The 18,041-nt window shown below is 62.5% G+C and carries 14 protein-coding genes and 1 tRNA gene; 7 read left to right on the forward strand and 8 right to left on the reverse strand.

The features are described from left to right. Positions 1 to 227: 227 nt before the first annotated feature. Positions 228 to 407, reverse strand: coding sequence for a hypothetical protein (locus J5J06_05360; protein MCO6436496.1), 180 nt, complete (start codon positions 405 to 407; stop codon positions 228 to 230). 292 nt (positions 408 to 699) lie between these two features. Beyond that, positions 700 to 1,263: a hypothetical protein gene (locus J5J06_05365; GenBank protein ID MCO6436497.1), complete on the reverse strand. Its 564-nt coding sequence runs from the start codon at positions 1,261 to 1,263 to the stop codon at positions 700 to 702. Positions 1,264 to 1,529: 266 nt separating this feature from the next. On the opposite strand from J5J06_05365, the gene J5J06_05370 reads away from it, so the two are divergent. From J5J06_05370 to J5J06_05385, 4 genes are all read left to right on the forward strand, one after another. After that, on the forward strand, positions 1,530 to 2,651 hold the full coding sequence (locus J5J06_05370) for a calcium/sodium antiporter (GenBank protein MCO6436498.1): 1,122 nt from the start codon (positions 1,530 to 1,532) through the stop codon (positions 2,649 to 2,651). Between the two features lie 67 nt (positions 2,652 to 2,718). Further along, complete coding sequence (locus J5J06_05375) at positions 2,719 to 4,182, forward strand: sigma-54-dependent Fis family transcriptional regulator (GenBank protein ID MCO6436499.1); 1,464 nt, start codon at positions 2,719 to 2,721, stop codon at positions 4,180 to 4,182. 306 nt (positions 4,183 to 4,488) lie between these two features. Further along, positions 4,489 to 4,755 (forward strand): TraR/DksA C4-type zinc finger protein, encoded by a 267-nt coding sequence (locus J5J06_05380; GenBank protein MCO6436500.1) that lies wholly within the window; start codon positions 4,489 to 4,491, stop codon positions 4,753 to 4,755. Positions 4,756 to 5,330: 575 nt separating this feature from the next. Next, a tRNA-Ile gene (locus J5J06_05385) sits at positions 5,331 to 5,403 on the forward strand. A gap of 33 nt (positions 5,404 to 5,436) precedes the next feature. On the opposite strand, the gene J5J06_05390 is transcribed toward J5J06_05385, so the two are convergent. From J5J06_05390 to J5J06_05400, 3 genes are all read right to left on the reverse strand, one after another. Beyond that, a complete protein-coding gene (locus tag J5J06_05390; protein MCO6436501.1) occupies positions 5,437 to 7,944 on the reverse strand; it encodes a glycogen/starch/alpha-glucan phosphorylase in 2,508 nt (835 codons plus the stop codon). A gap of 45 nt (positions 7,945 to 7,989) precedes the next feature. Then, a complete protein-coding gene (locus tag J5J06_05395) occupies positions 7,990 to 9,384 on the reverse strand; it encodes an ATP-dependent 6-phosphofructokinase (GenBank protein MCO6436502.1) in 1,395 nt (464 codons plus the stop codon). A gap of 108 nt (positions 9,385 to 9,492) precedes the next feature. Next, a complete protein-coding gene (locus J5J06_05400; protein ID MCO6436503.1) occupies positions 9,493 to 11,127 on the reverse strand; it encodes a phosphoenolpyruvate carboxykinase in 1,635 nt (544 codons plus the stop codon). 330 nt (positions 11,128 to 11,457) lie between these two features. Here J5J06_05400 and ispH point away from each other — a divergent pair, with 330 nt between their 5' ends. Further along, positions 11,458 to 12,300, forward strand: a complete 843-nt coding sequence (gene ispH / locus J5J06_05405) for a 4-hydroxy-3-methylbut-2-enyl diphosphate reductase (protein MCO6436504.1) — start codon at positions 11,458 to 11,460, stop codon at positions 12,298 to 12,300. Positions 12,301 to 12,349: 49 nt separating this feature from the next. Further along, entirely contained in the window at positions 12,350 to 13,252 is a 903-nt protein-coding gene (locus tag J5J06_05410) for an HAD family hydrolase (GenBank protein MCO6436505.1), read from the forward strand. Between the two features lie 41 nt (positions 13,253 to 13,293). On the opposite strand, the gene J5J06_05415 is transcribed toward J5J06_05410, so the two are convergent. After that, positions 13,294 to 14,283 (reverse strand): DUF2806 domain-containing protein, encoded by a 990-nt coding sequence (locus tag J5J06_05415; GenBank protein ID MCO6436506.1) that lies wholly within the window; start codon positions 14,281 to 14,283, stop codon positions 13,294 to 13,296. Between the two features lie 68 nt (positions 14,284 to 14,351). On the opposite strand from J5J06_05415, the gene J5J06_05420 reads away from it, so the two are divergent. Next, complete coding sequence (locus J5J06_05420) at positions 14,352 to 15,323, forward strand: NAD(P)-dependent oxidoreductase (protein ID MCO6436507.1); 972 nt, start codon at positions 14,352 to 14,354, stop codon at positions 15,321 to 15,323. Between the two features lie 730 nt (positions 15,324 to 16,053). Here J5J06_05420 and J5J06_05425 read toward each other — a convergent pair. Together J5J06_05425 and J5J06_05430 are read right to left on the reverse strand one after the other, a co-directional pair. Beyond that, positions 16,054 to 17,442: a hypothetical protein gene (locus J5J06_05425; GenBank protein MCO6436508.1), complete on the reverse strand. Its 1,389-nt coding sequence runs from the start codon at positions 17,440 to 17,442 to the stop codon at positions 16,054 to 16,056. Continuing rightward, positions 17,442 to 17,993, reverse strand: a complete 552-nt coding sequence (locus tag J5J06_05430) for a hypothetical protein (GenBank protein MCO6436509.1) — start codon at positions 17,991 to 17,993, stop codon at positions 17,442 to 17,444. Before J5J06_05430 ends, J5J06_05425 begins: the two co-directional genes overlap by 1 nt. Positions 17,994 to 18,041: the final 48 nt, after the last annotated feature.

Consider the following 18,041-nt stretch of genomic DNA (forward strand, 5'->3'; position numbering starts at 1 on the left):
CCATCCGTAACCGACAATCGAAATCAGCACGGGGGAAAGGGGGCGGTGTGTCCCCGGCCCGCTCGCACGCCCGACCACAACGAATCAGCCCGTCTCATTCGACAACTCATGAAATATGGCGGCTAAGGTAAAACCGCGACGGGTATGCGGAGCATCCCCGATGCGGGCCGGCGAACCGGCACGCCAGCCCCCTCTACGGCCGTGGAAGGTCCAAGCAGCGCCCAGTCCTAGTTCCCGCTGGGTCCCGGATAGAGATCGTTGAGGATTTCGGTAGTGGTTGTGCCCAGATAGGACGCGATGCCGTCGACAATAGCGTCCCGGAACTGCACACCGATATCGCAGGCGGTTGTGCTTAGGCAGACCAGCAGGCCGACAGTCATCAATGCTCGTCGCAGATAGCTACGCATCCTTCATCTCCGCGTTTTGGGCGACTCTCGAAACAGTGATTCGACTCGCCGCGAGGATTGGTCAATGCCACGCGCCCCGGCACTGACCGCGTTCCATGCACCAGCAAACCCGAAGGTCCTCGGTGCGCACACCGGCAGCGGCCTCCCGTGACACCGGGATCACTCCATCTGCATCGGCAATTCGTGTGCCAGAACCCCGGAAAGTGCCATGAGGCGCCTCCTCCCCAATCCATGACTCGCCTGCCTGTCATCGCAGGGGTGTGTACAATCCTGGGCCTCGGCGGCGGCGCCGTCAATAGAAATCAGAGTGGCTGATATCGTCGCGGATGAAGTTCACCTGCTCCGCGAGTTGATCCAGCTCAGCCAGGAAGTTCTTGCGATTGAATTCGTGCGGAATCATGACGGTAAAGCGGTGTCGATACGTAACCAACCCCGCCGGCCGCGGAAGTTCCGCCTTGTGCGCGTGGTGCGCCACGATGGACAAGCCGTGCCTCGTGAAGAACGAGGTCATTGCCGTGAGCAGGCCGTCGAAGTCCGGGGAGGAAACCCGAAGCGTCAGGGGCAGCGACTCCGCCAGATTGCGCGGCTCGAGTTCCCGAATCCGGGTGAACAGGGCCAGCAACTGGAGGGACTCGCCCAGCTTTGGTGCATCCTTCTCCACCAGTTCGAGCTGCCGCGGTGTCCCCATGACGTAGAGCAGGACCACCGCTTCGGTGCTCAGCGTATGTGCAATGCCCTCTCGAATGGCTGCGCCGCGTTTCACGACGAACTCGGCCGCTTCCTGAAGAATGCCCACGCGGTCCCGCCCGATCAGATGCAGCAGACCGAATTCGATTCCCGTGGCGTTCGTGGTCACCGCGAGCACTCCCAGACCCGGCGAGCCCCGACCAACGGCTGCCGGAGCGTACGCTTTCCGCGGACGTCCCCCTGTGGCGGAGGCACGGCCACGCAAATCGCGTGCGGGGCGATCGTACGGACCGTTGCAGGCCGAGTCAACCGGACATGCCTCGTGCCGCCCGCCCTCCGTGTCCTTGTCGCCGCCTGCGCCATGCATAGACTCCACCGACCGGTCCGCAGCGCGGTTGCGACCGTGAAACGCCTTTAACGCCGCTTCGGGTTTCGATGGATATCGTGGTCGTCCTAAATCTGGTTGGCGGGTTCGCACTGCTTGCCTTCGGCGGAGAATTGCTCGTCCGGGGGGCGGCTCGCCTCGCCGGCCTCTTCGGCGTCTCCTCCCTCGTCATCGGACTGACCGTGGTGGCGTTCGGCACGAGTGCCCCGGAACTTGCGGTCAGTGTCCGTTCCGCCCTGACCGGCCAAGCCGACATCGCCGTCGGTAATGTCGTCGGCAGCAACATCCTGAACGTCCTTCTGATCCTCGGACTCTCCGCGGCCTTGACCCCGTTGATGGTCTCGCGCCAACTGGTCCGTTTTGATGTCTGGGTGATGATCGGTGTTTCCGTCCTGATGCTGCTCATGGCCCTTGACCGCAAGCTCGATCGCATCGACGGCGCCATTCTGGTCATCGGACTGCTGCTCTACGTCATATGGTCCATCCGTGCGAGTCGCCGGGAGCAGGCTGCCCTTTTCGCGGCCGAGATGGTGGCTCCCGCGCCCGCGGGCTTGCCGAACACGCTGGCTGTGCCCGTCAATCTCGCTCTCGTCGCCGTCGGTCTGGCTTTGTTGGTCTGGGGTGCGGCGCTGATTGTCGCCGGTGCCGTCGCCATCGCCACGTGGATGGGCATCAGCCAACTGGTCATCGGTCTCACGATCGTGGCTGTTGGCACATCGTTGCCCGAGGTGGTGACCTCCGTCGTGGCCGCCCTCCGCGGCGAGCGCGACATCGCTGTCGGCAACATCGTCGGAAGCAACATATTCAACGTTCTTTGCGTGCTCGGCGTGACCGCGGCCGTCGGGGGGCAGGGCATCCAGGTATCCGAAAAGGCCCTCACCTTCGATATTCCCGTGATGATTGCGGTGAACGCGGCCTGCCTGCCCATCTTCTTTACCGGTTACCGCATCGGCCGCTGGGAGGGCGTTCTCTTCCTCGCTTATTACGTCCTCTACGTCATCTATCTGACCCTGGACGCGACTTCCAGTGCCGCCCTGACCGGCTTCCGGGAAGCAATGCTGTGGTTTGTTATTCCGATCACGGTAATCACCCTGGTGGTCATCTCGTTTCGGTACTGGCGAACGCTGCATCTGGAATCTCGTGCAGCGGCATCGGGCAGCGCGGAAGTGTGACGAACCCCTGTGCGGCTATGATGCAGGGGCAAGCTTCGACGGAAAATTCGACGTTGAGAATCTCCCGATGATCGATCGCGTCATGTTGATCGGCGGTGACACCCGCCTCCGCAAGCTCGTTGAGGAGGCCTGTGGTGCTGAGAACGTTCACGCTCTTCATGCTGCGAGCTACGAGGCCGTTTCCCCTCCCGCCGCGTCCGGCGAGCGACCATCCGAGATAGTCCTCTGCGATTATGAGACTTTCCCGAGCGTGCGAAGCGACTGGCCGACGGTTGGGGTCCTGCTCATCGACGAGCCCTCTTCCAGTGATACCACCATCGAGGCCATCAAGCAGGGCGCACTCGACTTTCTCGTCCGCCCGACGACCGTTGCCTCACTTGCCCGCCAGATCCGCGATGCGCTGCGTATCAGTCGGGCGATCGAGCTCCCCGCGGAGCGCGACGAGACCCACCGGGATTCTCGCGTCGAACGCATCATCGGGCAGTCACCCGCCATGACCGAGCTCTACAAGCTCGTCGCCCTCATCGCTCCCCGCGATATCAACGTGCTCATTACCGGTGAGAGCGGGACCGGAAAGGAGCTTGTCGCCCGGGCCATCCTTCATCACAGTCCCCGCCGCGATCATCCTTACCTGGCCGTCAACTGCGCCGCCATCCCGGAGACGCTTCTGGAAAGTGAACTGTTCGGACACGAAAAAGGCGCCTTTACCGGCGCCACGTCGCGCCGTCTCGGCAAGTTTGAGCAATGCGACGGCGGGACGCTCTTCCTGGATGAGGTCGGCGACATCCCGCTGCCGACCCAGGCCAAACTTCTCCGTGTACTCCAGGACGGGAGTTTTCAGCGCCTGGGTTCCTCTCAGACGCAGAACTGCGACGTTCGCATCATCTCCGCGACGCACCAGCCGCTCGAGACCATGATCCGGGAGCAGCGCTTCCGTCGCGATCTCTACTACAGATTCCGCGTCGCCAGCGTCGAGGTTCCCCCTTTGCGCGAGCGGGAAGTGGACGTTGTGCTTCTTGCCCACTACTTCGTGCGCCGCTACAACGCCCTGCTCGGCACGGAGATCCGCAGTTTCGCCCCAGATACCCTCCCGTTGCTCTTGCGCTACCCTTGGCCGGGCAACGTCCGCGAGCTGGAGAACGCGATAAAGTCTGCACTGGTCGTTGCCCGGGGGACGATCCTCTTGCCCGAATTCCTGCCGGATCACATTCGGGCCGGAACGCCGGCCGCGGCTGAGGACGCCATCCCAGACTCACGAGCGGTCGGGTTCGAGACTTTGCCACTTCGCCAGCTTGCCGACCGGCTCATCGCCGGGCCCTCGTTTGAGGGGCGCGTTCGCGCCACCGCACTGGACGTGCTGGATCGCGAGTTAGTGCGCGCGGCCTTGGAGCGCCACGCCGGGCGGCTTGCCCCCGCCGCCCGCCAACTTGGCATCAGTCGCGCGACGCTTCGCCAACGTGTCCGACAGCTCGGCCTCGAGACCGAATTCAAGGTAACGGGGATCCGCTCGAACGAGATGGCCTCAGATTAGCCAAAGTGGATAAAATTTGTCCCTTCCGGACCGCATATTGCCATCTGTTAAACCCGGCCTCATGCATTGATGTATCTGTAAGCGACTATAAATAAATAGTTTATATAAACATCGCATTGGCTGTTTCGACGGCACGCCTCCTGCCATTCCTCTCCTGACGGGTGGCGCGAACGACACCCGTCCAGTCGCTCAGTCTGATTGAGACGAATTGGCGCTCCGCCCAGCGGAACGCCCTACGGCGGACGGAAATCCGCGAGGGCTGAAGCGACCCGCAGGTTTCGTTCGCGGAAAGGGTGGCCGATGCAGATGACCACCAGCCGATCGCGGAGGTTCAATCGACGTGATTCACTCCTCGAAATCGCCTGGGGCGCGGATGTGCCCTGGCTCAAGCGGGCGGCCGCGGGACCGGCCTTGGAAGCTCGCGACGCGTTGCGGGATTCGCCTGCGAAGGCGAAGGGAGTCTGTGCCGACTGCGGCAAGCGAATCCCCGCGGCGCGTCTGAGGATCATTCCCGACGCCACGCGATGCGTTCCCTGCCAGGAAGCGTTGGAGGCGAAGTCGGGAGCAGCTTGATGAAAGGGGGCAACCCAATGTTGATCATTCGTCTGTGCTACCATGTCACTCAGCCGGGAGTTTGGGCCAAGCTCCCACCGTTCCGGCCACGAGATCCGCCTCCAGGATGAGTTCGCCGGAGGGCCGGCCTCTCTCAACAATGCGAAGGGAACTGATGTGCGACCGGGTTGGATGGTACCGACCCGGTCTTATCGTTGCCGAGATCGTCCGGATCCCGCGCCGGCAGATCCCAAGTGTGCTGGCGCAAATATGCGGGCGGCTGATGTTCGTTCCGGCACAGGTGGAGTCCGGTAAATGCAGGGCGGATTCTGAGTCCCGGTTTCCGCGAAGTGACCCTGACGGCCGCCCGCGACGCTTGTCATTCATCATCCGTTTGAACAATGCCCGCGCGCTTTCATCGCTCACCCGGTGAATGTTCGTCGGAGAGAATCTTGCCGCCAGTGATTGGACCCCTGATCGAACTCGTCGATTTGCCGAGCCACCCCGCGCGAATGTCACCAGCCGGTTCGCCGTTCCCGAATGTTCTGCTAGGATAGCCGGCGCTGGATCCTGGCGATGCGAACGGTGGGAACAGCGGGCCTGTAGCTCAGCGGTTAGAGCAGGCGACTCATAATCGCTTGGTCGGGGGTTCGAATCCCTCCAGGCCCAATGGTCGGACTTGAAATTGGCGCAACCCGCAACTCATTTGCCGCTCGCCAGCCTCACCTTTACCGGCTTCGCCCGCCAAATGTCTCGTGCGTATTCCTGAATCGTTCGGTCGCTGGAGAAGCGCCCCATGTTGGCCGTGTTCAGGATCGACAGCCGCGTCCAGCGATCCACGTCGCGATACGCCTCCTCCACCTCGTTCTGGCAACGGATGTACGCCTCATAGTCCGCCAGAACGAGGAAGTAGTCGCCGTGGTGCAGCAGCGCGTCGTAGATCGGCTGGAATGTCCCCGGCGCTTCCGGACAGAATGTGTCATCGCAGAGCGTAAGCAACGCCTGACGCAGTTCTTCATTGGATTGATAATATCGCCACGGGTTGTAGCCCGACGCCCGTGCCGCTTCGACTTCCTCGGCCGTCAGTCCGAACGTGAAGATGTTGTTGTCGCCCACCGCCTCGCGGATCTCCACGTTGGCGCCGTCGAGCGTTCCGATCGTCACCGCGCCGTTGAGGGCGAACTTCATATTCCCCGTGCCCGACGCCTCCATGCCCGCGGTCGAAATCTGCTCAGAGAGCTCCGCCGCCGGAATAATCGCTTCCGCGAGGGAAACGCCGTAGTTCTCGGGAAAGACGACCCGCAGCTTGTTGCGTACAAATGGATCGTTCTCGATGGTTCGTCCCACGGCGTTGGCAAGGTGAATGATGAGCTTGGCTCGGTGATATCCCGGGGCGGCCTTGCCCGCGATCAGGACGGTCCGAGGGAGGAAATCACCCCCTGGATTCCGGCGAATCCGCTGGAAAAGCGTAATGACATGCAGGATGTTCAGCAGTTGCCGCTTGTACTCATGTATACGTTTCACCTGGCAATCGAGCAGCCAGTCCGGCTTGATTCGCAGCCCCTGCGTCTTCTTCAAGTATTCTCCCAGCCGCTCCTTGTTCAGTCGCTTGATCTCCCTCCACTGGGCGCAGAAGGAGGCGTCGCCGGCGAAGGGAATCAGCCGGTGCAGTTCGTCAAGATCCTTAAGCCACGCATCGCCGATGGCCTCGCTGATCAGGTATGCCAGGGGAGCGTTCGCCTTCTTGAGCCAACGCCGCGGCGTAATGCCGTTGGTCTTGTTGTTGAACTTGGCCGGATAAAGGGCGTCGAAGTCGCGGAAAAGCCGTTCGACCAGAATCCGCGAATGCAGCGCCGAGACGCCGTTGACCGAGTGACTTCCCACGATCGCCAGGTTGGCCATCCGCACCCGCCGCTGGGGCTCTTCCTGAATCAGCGACATGCGTTCGACCGCCGCCGGGTCGTGGGGAAATGCACATCGAACGTCGTCCAGGAAGCGGCGGTTGATTTCGTAAATGACCTGCATGTGCCGCGGCAGCAGGCGTTCCATCAGCGCCACGGGCCAGGTCTCCAGCGCTTCCGGCAGCACGGTATGATTCGTGTACGCGAAAACGCGCGTCGTGATGTCCCACGCCTGTTCCCAGCCCAATCCGTGAAAGTCCATCAGCAGGCGCATGGCCTCCGGAATCGCCAGTGCCGGGTGGGTGTCGTTGAGTTGGATCGCGGCCCGCTCGGGCAGTTCCGCCCATTCCTCGTGCTGAGACCGGAACCGTTGCAGGATCTCCTGAAGCGATGCCGAGACCAGCAGGTATTCCTGCTTGAGCCGCAGCTCCTGCCCCTGTGCGAAGTCGTCCTTGGGATACAGCACCTTGGTGATGTTCTCCGCCTGCGACTTGTCCTGGCAGGCACGAAGGTAATCACCATGGTTGAAGTAGTTCAGGTCGAATTCGTTGGTTGCACGCGCCGCAAAGAGACGCAGCGTATTCACCGTGTTGTTGCGATAGCCCGGCACCGGCACGTCGTACGGCAGCGCCAGCACGTCCGCCGTATCCACCCAACGGAATCGCAATTGTCCTTCGAGGTCCCGGTACGATTCCGATCGCCCATAGTATTGAATCCGTATCACGTCTTCCGGCCTGGCGATCTCCCACGGGCTCCCTGAGCGCAGCCAGTCGTCCGGCTCTTCCACCTGCCGTCCGTCGCGGATGCGCTGCGTGAACATGCCTTGTTCGTAACGCAGTCCGTAGCCGTATGCGGGAAGTTCCAAAGTCGCCATCGAGTCCAGGAAACAGGCCGCAAGCCGCCCGAGCCCGCCGTTACCCAGCCCAGCCTCTTCCTCCAGCTCGCGAATCTGTTCCAGGTCGTAGCCCAGTTCGAACAGCGCCTGATAGAGCTCATCATACAGTTGCAGGTTGACGAGACTGTTACCAAGCGTCCGGCCGATGAGAAACTCGAGCGAAAGGTAGTAGACGCGCTTTGTATCAGCCCGCTCGTAGTAGGCCCGCCGCGTGGCGATCCAGCGGTCGATCAGGCGGTCGCGGACGGCCATCGCTACCGCCACGAATACATCCCGTTCGGTCGCGTGCCCGGGGACTTTCGCCTGCGTGAAGCGAAGATGACTGAGAATCGATCCCCTGAGCGATTCGACGTCCAGGCCCAGGCGTTCGTCCCGGTCGAGCAGTGCCGACTTGGTGATTTGCTGTGTATTCATTCGCTTGGCCTTGCCCTCGTTCCGACCCGAACGCCACGCCCGTGCCTATACGATCGCTCCTTCGAGCCCCGCCGCCGTCCAGTCGCAGACGGAATCTTCTTCTACATTGCCGCTGTTGATCATCGACGTCGGCTGTCCCGTACATTCCACGACGCTCTGCCACAGGTGGCCTGTCGGATCGAGGCGCTTGCTGTTGGCGACCGCCGCGGAGATGGGCACGTGGGTGAACTGATCATTCCAGTGTCCGACAAACATCCCCGTCTTGCCCGCCATCGCCGCGTGCGCCGCCATTTGACCAAGGATCCCCGCGAACAGCGAATCGCTCGGCGTTGCCGGCGCCGATCGAATCAGATAGCTGGGATCGATGTACTTGAGCGTGTGCGGAATGCTCATGAGGCGGAGATACTCGCCGATACGATCGCGAAGATACGTGCCGATATCCTTGAGTTTGATATTGCCCGAAGGGTCGCGTGCCGCGTCGCGATCCGTATCGGACTCGAACAGCCGCTGCCCCGCGCCCTCCGCCACGACCACCACGGCGTGCCGGCGCTTCTTCAGTTGGCGGGCGAGATGCGAGAAGAGTCCGTTGCTTCCCGCCAGTTCGAATTCCACCTCGGGAACCAGCACGAAGTCCGCGTCCCGGCTGGCAAGCGCCGCATGGGCCGCGATGAAACCCGCGTGCCGTCCCATGAGCTTGACCAGCCCCACGCCGTTCAGTGCTCCCGTCGCCTCGACGTGCGCCGCGCGGATGGCCAGCGATGCCTCCGAGAACGCGGTTTCGAATCCGAAGGTCCGCGTCGTGAACGGGATGTCGTTATCAATCGTTTTGGGAACCGACACGACGGCGATCTTGAGTCCCCGCCGTTCGATCTCCCGGCACAGAGCATCCGCGCCACGGAACGTCCCGTCTCCGCCGATGCAGAAGAGCATCTGGAGATTCAGCCGCTCCAGCGCATCGACCATTTCCGCCGGCTCCTGGGGCCCGCGCGACGACGACAGAATCGTGCCCCCGCGTTGGTGAATATGGGCGACGGTCTCCGGGTCGAGCATGATCGGCCGGTGCCCGTACCGCGCGACCAGCCCCTCGAACCCGTACCGGAATCCGTAGATCAGCTCCACGCCGTAGTGCTCGTGGAGCTGGAGCACGATCGCCCGGATTACATCGTTGAGCCCCGGGCAGAGCCCTCCGCACGTCACGATCCCGCAACGCGTCTTACTCGGGTCGAAGTAGACCTGCTCGCGCGGACCGGCCAGCTCGAAGCCGATGTCGCCGCCATCCTGCGATGCCTCCGTGCTCCCTTCGTCCTCGCCCGTAACGGTGTGGCGCAGCAGCGTCCGTGCGCCGTCGCTCACGTAACGCGGCGTCCGGTAGGGCGAAGCCACGCGCCGCGGACCAAGCTCCGCGACGCGGAAATCCAACGGATTATTGTCCGTCCTCATCGTTCCTCGCGTGAGCCAGCGTCCGGCTTCAAGTCGCCCTTCCAGCAACAGTCGGCCGGACACAGATCCTGTCGCTCCGCTCTGTGCCTTCGTGCCTCGCTTTCGTTCTCAAACGCCCACCGCCTGCATGGGCGCCGTCCGCGGACCGGCTTCGGCCACCTCGCGCGACACGCCGTCCTTGTATTGCTCGAAGTTCTTCTGGAACATGCCCGCCAGCTTCTTGGCCTGCTCGTCGTAGGCCTTCGCGTCCTTCCACGTCGACCGCGGATTGAGCACGTTCCCCGTAATGCCCGCCACCTTCTTCGGCACCATGAACCCGAACAGCGCATCCGGCTCCATCGGTGCCGAGACCAGCGATCCGTTCAGCGCCGCGTTGATCAGCGTGCGCGTCACCTCGATCTTCATCCGCGAACCTGTGCCATAGGGTCCCCCCGTCCAGCCGGTATTCACCAGCCAGCAGTCCGTGTCGTGCTGCCGCAGTTTCTTTGCCAATAACTCCGCGTAGGCCGCCGGATGCCGCGGCAGGAACGGCGCTCCAAAGCACGCGCTGAACGTCGCCGTCGGTTCCTTCACGCCTGCCTCGGTCCCCGCGACCTTGGCCGTGTATCCGCTGATGAAGTGGTACATCGCCTGCTCGGGCGTGAGCTTGGCGATCGGCGGCAGCACGCCGAAGGCATCGGCCGTAAGCATGATCACCGCCCGGGGATGTCCGGCCTTCCCGGATGTCACGATGTTCGGAATGTGCGTAAGCGGATACGACGCCCGCGTGTTCTCCGTAAACGTCGAATCAGTGAGATCAACACGCCGGCAGGCCGGGTCCATTCCCACGTTTTCGAGAATCGTGCCGAATCGTCTCGTGCACGCGAAGATCTCCGGCTCCGCGTCCTTCGAGAGGTTGATCACCTTCGCATAGCAGCCGCCTTCGAAGTTAAAAACGCCGTTGTCCGACCAGGCGTGTTCGTCGTCACCGATGAGCAGTCGATTCGGGTCGGCCGACAACGTCGTCTTTCCCGTGCCCGACAGTCCGAAGAAGATCGCCACGTCCTCCGGGTCGTCCTTGGCGACGTTCGCCGAGCAGTGCATGGGCAGCACGCCCTTCGCCGGCAGGATGTAGTTCAGCAGCGTGAATACGGACTTCTTGATCTCTCCGGCGTAGGCCGTCCCCCCGATCAGTATCATCTTCCGCGTAAAGCTCAGCGCTACGAAGGTTCCGCTGCGCGTCTTGTCCACGTCCGGATCGGCGTGGAAGTTCGGGCACTGGATGACCGTGAATTCCGGCATAAATCCGCGAATCTTCTCCGCGTCCTGCTCCGGCTGGATGAACATGTTTCGCGCAAACAGGCTGTGCCAGGCGAACTCCGTGATGATCCGCACCGGCAGCCGATAGCGCTCGTCCGCGCCCGCGAAGCAATCCTGGACGAACACCTTCTTGCCCCGCAGGTAGCTGCACATCCGCTTGTGCAGGTTGTCAAAGCGGTCCTGCGCGAACTTCACGTTGATCTTGCCCCACCAGATGTCCTTGCCCGTCTGCGGGTCATCGACCACGTACTTGTCGTTGGCCGACCGTCCCGTGTGCTGTCCCATCCGCACCACGAGCGGGCCGAGGTGCCCGATCTGCGCCTCGCCCTGGCGGATGGCGCTCTCATACAGCGCCGGCGTCGAGCGGTTCCAGTAGATGCTTCCCAGGTTCGTGAGTCCCGCGTGCTCAAGTCCGTACCGGCAGACCAGGTCCGACATTTCCATGTGCCTATCCTTTGCTCGCTGGCCGAGGGACTCCCCGCTCGCGCGGAGTCCTTTGGCGCATGACTGATATCCACCTATCTCATCGGACCCCCGTCGCGCCCGGATAAGACCGCCGTTTCGCGTGCAAACGTACTCCAGGGCAGAGTCCGAAAATGGCTGATCGCGGTGAACCGGAGCAGGGTCGTCGTTCGGAGACGGGATTGGCGGGATTTTCCTCGTCGACTAAGATCACTGGATACGGGAAGGGCCGGTAACGGACGTGCGCGCCGCATTCGCGACGCCGGCTTCGTTGCCTTTTCGATCAACCAGGTTTCGGCAACAGAAGACACGATGATCGTCAAAATCGCCACCGCTCGTGGATTCTGCTTCGGCGTCGAGGACGCCATCGAAATCGCCGAGGCCGCCGTGACCAACCACGGCCCCGGCAGGATCGTCGCCCTCGGACCTGTCATCCACAATCGTCAGGTCGTCGAAAAACTCGAGCGCCAAGGGCTCAACCAGTCCGGCGATCTCGAAACCGTCGACGGCGACAAGGCTGTCCTCATCCGCTCCCACGGCGCTCCCCCGGAGACGTTTGAAAAAGCGCGACAGCGCGGCCTGAGCATCGTCGACGCCACCTGCGTTCTCGTGAAGCGCGCCCAGAACGTCGTCCGCCAGCTCCACGAGGAAGGCTATCACGTGGTGATGATCGGGGACCCCAATCACCCCGAGGTCCGTGGCGTCATCGGCTACGCCCCCAACGTCACCGTTATCGACCACGGCAGCGATCTCGAAGAGGCACTCCCCTACAAGGAACGACTCGGCATCGTCGCCCAGACCACGCATTCGCCCGAGCACGTCGCCCAGATGATCGCCGAGATCCTCAAGCGCCCCTACAAGGAAGTGAAAATCGTCAACACGCTCTGCCTGGAGGTCACCCGCCGCCAGGAAGCCGCCGTCACCCTCGCCCGCGAGGTCGACGTGATGTTCGTGCTCGGTGGACTCAACTCCGCCAACACCCGCGAGATGGCCCGCCTCTGCCGAGAGGCCGGCTGCGAGACCTACCATGTCGAGACCTACGAACAGCTCGAGCCGCACATGATCGACGGCAAACGCGTCGCCGGCGTCACGGCCGGCGCTTCCACCCCCGAAGACGTCATCGCCGACTTCGTCCGCCACCTCGAAAAGCTCTGAACTCTTCTCCCTTCGTGGCTTCGTCCCTACTTCTTGCTACCATGTCTCGATGTCCCGCTTCGACCTCATTTTCGTCGACTTCTACGGCACCGTCTCCTCCGGCGACCGCGAGGCCGTCGAGTCCGTCTGCACCCGCGTCGTTCAGGACTTCGAGCTCCCTCTTTCCCCGCCCACCTTCGCCGTCCGCTGGGGCGAGCATTTCTTCGCCGCCCTCGACGCCAGCAACGGGCCGAACTTTCGCACCCTCCACGAATGCGTCTGCCTCAGCCTGACCCAGGCCGTCGGTGACTTCGATCTCCGCATCGACGCCCCGGCCTACGTGGAAGAGCTGGAGCGCTATTGGGCCAATCCGCCCATCTACAGCGACGCCCTCGAGTTCCTCCGACGCGTTCCGCTCCCCACCTGCTGCGTCTCCAACGCCGATACCGAACCGCTGCTCGTCGCCATCGAGCGTCACAAGCTCCGCTTCACCTGCGTGATGACTTCGGAAATGGCCCGCAGCTACAAACCCCACGCCGAGATCTTCCGCCACGCCGCCCGAGCGGTAAGCGGAGCCTCGTCGGCCGTGTGTGACTATGGCAAACTTCCTGGCGAGCCGTGTGGCTTCAGCCCGCGCGGACCCGCTCAATCGGGTGCCATGGCCAAGCTCGCCGAAGGTGAGCGCCGCCATGCTCCTTCGGAGAAACCGGGCGCGGGTGCCATGGCCAAGCTCGCCGAAGGTGAGCGCCGCCATGCTCTTCCGCCGGAACTCGACGCTCTCCACTTGCTCACGTCCGACCCCAAGCGCATCCTCCACGTCGGCGATTCCCTCCACGCCGACGTCGGCGGCGCCGCACCCCTCGGCCTCACAACCGTCTGGCTTTGCCGCGACAGCCGCACCCACGACATCGGCCGCGCCCGCGCCGACCACATGATCCGCTCCCTCGACGAACTCCTCGATTTGGTGGCCTAGACTAGGACCGGCGGAGCGGCTCGGCCTTGAAGGGATCGAGATCAGAAGCCTTGGTCGCCGATTCGACCTCCAGCTTGCATATTGCTGTCACTACTTATCGGTGAGAGAATCTCATCAAGTTGGAGACCGCATTCTCCAAATCTGGTGGTCAAGAAGTCGGGGAAATCCCGCACTGCACTTGGCTCAGCAATCGCGTATATCTGCCTGCCGACATCCGTCAGAAGGACTCGCCCGATATCAATTCGCTCCGCTCGCTCAGAAAACAAAAGCCGAAACCGACGCTCTTGATACTGCAAGTTCAGAAACCATCCTTCTGGCTGCGTCGGCAGAGTGAGCGTCTGAGAATAGCCGGAATCGTTCGTGGATATCAGGCCTAGGCTCGCGAGGTGGAGGCAGTGCTCAAACGTTAGGCCCCGTTCTTTGTAGTAGCTTGTTCTACGAAAAATCAGCGGGAACGGACTATTCTCAATGCGTACGACGAATCCCGCAAGCCGTTGAAACAGACTGGCGTCAGCTGGTTCAAAGCACGCGACAGCATTCACGGTGCGTCGGGCAATCGAACCAGGATTGTTGAATTGTTGAGCAAGCAGGTAGGCAAACAACTGCTGCATTTCAGAGTTACTATATTGGCGAGCTTGTTTGAAGAAATTCGCAATCCAGTCGCTATCGACCTCTTCGGGTCGAGCCGAGTCGTTCAGGAGGGGGAGTGTCTTTTCTGCGACGGACTCCATGTTGTCCTGATTTCGGTGTAGCTCGGCAAGCCATCTTTGCTGCGCGCGCTTAACGCGTGCAGCATCATGTTTTACTCCAAGTTCCTCAAGCTTGATGTCGGTCCTCGCTCTAACAAGGTCGGCTTCGCATTTCTTCTCTACTGCCAGCAACTTCTTCTCGGGGTCTCGCCAATCACCGATGAACTCTGAGATTCTATCTATTACACGTTCGAGGGTGCTAGAGCGAACGTCCAGCTTGACCTTGAGAATCGCGGGCAGTTTCATTCGGGTAATGTATGGGTCCAACACCAGTACGGTCAAGGGAGTCCGCCGGAAGTCCATTACTTCCCCCCTTCCACTCCCCGCCTCGCTCCCTATCATTCCTTTCCATGCTCCTCCTCATCACCGGTACCTCCGGCCACCTCGGCGAAGCCCTCGTCCGCACCCTCCAGGGCAGCGGCCACGACATCGTCGGCATCGACATCCTCCCCTCGCCTTTCACGACGCACGTCGGTTCGATTGTCGACCGGGACTTCATCAAGAAAGTGATCGATGGCGCCGACGCCGTCATCCACACCGCCACCCTGCACAAGCCCCACATCGCCACACACTCGAATCAGGCCTTCGTCGACACCAACATCACCGGCACCCTCAACCTGCTCGAAGAATCCGTCCGCGCTGGCGTCAAATCCTTCATCTTCACCAGCACGACCAGCACCTTCGGCCGCGCCCTGCGACCCCCGCGCGGCGCCCCGGCCGTCTGGGTTACCGAATCCCTCACCCCCGCCCCCCGCAACATCTACGGCGTCACCAAGTGCGCCGCCGAGGACCTCTGCGAACTCGCCGCCCGCAACGACAAACTCCCCTGCATCATCCTCCGAACCTCCCGATTCTTCCCCGAGGAGGACGATGACGCCGTCGTCCGTGACGCCTACGACGACGGAAACGTGAAGGCCGTCGAGTTCCTCTACCGCCGCGCCGACATCGCCGACGTCGTCTCTGCCCACCTCCGCGCTCTCGAACTCGCTTCGTCCATCGGCTTCGGACGCTACATCATCTCCGCCACCACGCCCTTCGAGCCCAGCGACGTCGCCGAACTCAACACGGACGCCCCGGCCGTCCTTCGCCGCCGCATTCCCGACTACGAATCCGAATTCGCCCGCCGCGGCTGGCGGATGTTTCCGTGCATCGACCGCGTTTACGACAACGCTCTCGCCCGCCGCGAGTTAGGCTGGACACCGCAGTACGACTTCGCCCGCGTCCTCGCTTCCCTCCGCGCCGGCGAGGACCCCCGCAGTCCCTTGGCTCGGGCCATCGGCTCCAAGGGCTACCATTTCAGGCGTCCCGACCGTCCGCCGTAGCCCGGCATCGACCGCCTCATTCCACGTTGTGTCTTCGTGCCACTTCCGGGCGCGCTCACTCGAATTGCGCATTCGACTGAGCGCCCATGCGCGTTATTACCTGTAGAGGGACCGCGTTTCCGATTCGCCGTCGCGGTACCCGTTTCCATTGCAGGGGGATCCCGTATTCACTGCCGATTTCCCCGATGGGCCCGGATGCACGCCTAACCGTGGCAGGGGCGGCACAGTCCATTCAAGAAGGAGGGAGCGAATTATGTCCGAAAACGGGCGCAAAGAACGCTCATTTGAATGTCAGTCTGAGAGATACCTAGGTTTTGCGCAAATCGGAATCGACGCGGAAACGCGTCTAAGTCGTTGAAATAACGCGAGTTGCGAGCGAATTGAGGGGGCGGGGAGGTTTTGCGCACGCAAGACGGTTCCGGCCAGTTGCGCTTGGTTTTGCGCTCTTGTCGGAGCGCTGCAAGTTGCGGTGAATTGCGGGTTTATAAGAGAAATGGGAGCGTGGCCGCTCCGACGCTCCGACAAGCGGTCCGACAGAATTGGTGAATAGAATTGCAGCGGCAGGCGATATGTGGAAGTGTCGGAGGATAGATTCGCCAGATTGCCGGGCTTGCCAAGTGCTTCGAGGATGGGTCGAACCGCCGTTCATCGAAGTCCATCTTAACAGCTATCTTAACAGCAGCCACGAGGCCATGCCCGGCAAGCCGGGTCTGCAAGGGAACGGAGCAAACTACCCGGACAACCGCAGGGCGACGCCGAGGCGCTGGATGCCGGAGCGGGCGGGACGCAGGTGCGGGCGGAGGAGGGCGACCTTGCGCTTGCGCACGAGCAGGTCGAGCTCGTGCTCCATCCGCGCTGCTGCCGCCGCGCGACGCCACTTCGGATTGTCGTCCAGCCACTCCTTCGCGGCGACGTCGAGACGATCTCGAAGAGTCTTCGGAAGCGACTCCCACCAGAGGGGCAACGTGGCCACGGCCTGCTTCTCGGCCTCGCGGTCACCCTGGCCGACGCCGATCAACATACGACGCATCCCATCGTCCAGCAAGCCCAATGACTCCGCCACCGTCTGCGGGTCGCGGTTCCCAGCCAGGGCCGGCGGACCATCGATGGGCACGGAAGCCAACACCTGACGCGCGGCATTATCCGCCCCGATGGAGCGTAGCAGGCGGGCGGCGTTCGGAAGAAGCGACGGAGCCACGGAGGCACGAAGGCACGAAGGGGCTGCGGAGGGAGGATCAACGGGAGTGGCCATGGCGGCGATGGCGCGGCGGGTGCCGCGGTGAGCGGCGTCACGCTTGCGGGCCTTGGGTTGAGGAGGGCACGAAAGCACAGAGCCACCCGGCAAGCCGGGACTGCTGTGGCACGAAGCAGAGGCAGGAGGACGGAGAGGAGTCTCGCTCTCACGGAGGGCGGCGGACTGGCGGCGGTAGTCGGCTTGGTCGGCGGCACGCAAGAGCCAGGTCTGCACGTCGTGCTTCGCCCAGCGGGCGAAGGACTTGAACGGATAACGCTGACGGTCGCACGGCCAGGCGTAGTAGCAATCGACGGCGGCGAGGAGGTCGGCAAGCTGGAAGCCCTGGCGGAGTACGCGTACACCACTGTGCATCACTGTGGTGCAGATTGTCTCGACGTTGCCGATGCGGAAGCACCACCAGGCGAGAAGCTTGACCGCGGATTCCGCTTCGGCGGCGGTGAAACTCGCTACGGCCCGTGGGGCGGCGACGTAGCCGTCCCGCAACGACGCCTCGCCTTCCGTGTGGAAGCGCTCGGCCCAGAGCATGATCGAGCGGATGGAGACACGCTCGCTGGTGGACTCGACCACACGCCGCGCGGCCTCGCGCTGGGAGAGGGTGGAGTCGGTGCTGCGGAGGTCGTTGAAGCGTTTGACGCACTGCACGCGAAAGGACTCGCGGGCGGAGTGAGGAGAAGGCAATTGGCAATAGGCAGTAGGCAACGGCGAAGAGGTCTGCTCTGTGCCTGGCCTCATAGAGCGGTAGTCGATGGGCACGCGGTCACGGGCGTAGGTGGCGTAGGGAAACGCTACCGAGCCCACAACGCGATCGCCGTCGCGCGAGGCGGTGAGCACCAGGCCGAGGAAGTTGAAGGAGCTATCGAGCATCAGCCGACTTTCTTGCGCTGGACCTTCTCAGCCGTCTTGCGCCAGATCTCCACTTCCGTCTTGAGCTCATTGAAATCCTTGCGGATTTGACGGATCTCCGTGCGGGCCGCTTCGTAGAGCGTTTGGAATCGCTCGGCGCGTTGCTCGGGCGTTTCATCGGGGACTGTAGATGGCTGCTCGGCGTCAATGTCCACGCGAGCAATGCTAGGCGCCTTCTTCCGTGATCCGGCGACGGCGAACACCCCGAGCTTGACGTATTCCTTCTCACTCATGCCGTTCTGGACGGCGCTGAGCAAAGACCGGCGGTCCCCGCCAAGCTGCTCAATGGGGTCGAAGTACTTGTCCATCCAACCATCGAGATCGACGCCTTCGGTGAGCACCCAGCGCACGAAGTCGTTGTAGTGGTGTTGCTGAATCTCGATCAGGTCGCGGGCGAAACGGTACGCGGCGCGGCGGTGACGCTGGAGCGACGTACGCACGCCATTGGCGTAACGCACGACCTCGGCATGATGCTTGAGACAGCTAGCCAGCAAGTGATCGAAGCGGGGCATGGGAGTCCTCCTTGAGTTGGCGGTAGTGGTGGTCCTTGCAAAAATGGC

The sequence above is a fragment of the Phycisphaerae bacterium genome, from assembly GCA_024102815.1.
Taxonomy (GTDB): Bacteria; Planctomycetota; Phycisphaerae; order UBA1845; family UBA1845; genus JAGFJJ01.

Bases quoted from the DNA above. Each gene is read 5' to 3' on its own strand.
- J5J06_05360 (MCO6436496.1), bottom strand. From the start codon at position 407: ATGCGTAGCTATCTGCGACGAGCATTGATGACTGTCGGCCTGCTGGTC.
- J5J06_05370 (MCO6436498.1), top strand. From the start codon at position 1,530: ATGGATATCGTGGTCGTCCTAAATCTGGTTGGCGGGTTCGCACTGCTT.
- J5J06_05375 (MCO6436499.1), top strand. From the start codon at position 2,719: ATGATCGATCGCGTCATGTTGATCGGCGGTGACACCCGCCTCCGCAAG.
- J5J06_05380 (MCO6436500.1), top strand. From the start codon at position 4,489: ATGACCACCAGCCGATCGCGGAGGTTCAATCGACGTGATTCACTCCTC.
- J5J06_05390 (MCO6436501.1), bottom strand. From the start codon at position 7,944: ATGAATACACAGCAAATCACCAAGTCGGCACTGCTCGACCGGGACGAA.
- J5J06_05395 (MCO6436502.1), bottom strand. From the start codon at position 9,384: ATGAGGACGGACAATAATCCGTTGGATTTCCGCGTCGCGGAGCTTGGT.
- J5J06_05400 (MCO6436503.1), bottom strand. From the start codon at position 11,127: ATGGAAATGTCGGACCTGGTCTGCCGGTACGGACTTGAGCACGCGGGA.
- ispH (MCO6436504.1), top strand. From the start codon at position 11,458: ATGATCGTCAAAATCGCCACCGCTCGTGGATTCTGCTTCGGCGTCGAG.
- J5J06_05410 (MCO6436505.1), top strand. From the start codon at position 12,350: ATGTCCCGCTTCGACCTCATTTTCGTCGACTTCTACGGCACCGTCTCC.
- J5J06_05420 (MCO6436507.1), top strand. From the start codon at position 14,352: ATGCTCCTCCTCATCACCGGTACCTCCGGCCACCTCGGCGAAGCCCTC.
- J5J06_05425 (MCO6436508.1), bottom strand. From the start codon at position 17,442: ATGCTCGATAGCTCCTTCAACTTCCTCGGCCTGGTGCTCACCGCCTCG.
- J5J06_05430 (MCO6436509.1), bottom strand. From the start codon at position 17,993: ATGCCCCGCTTCGATCACTTGCTGGCTAGCTGTCTCAAGCATCATGCC.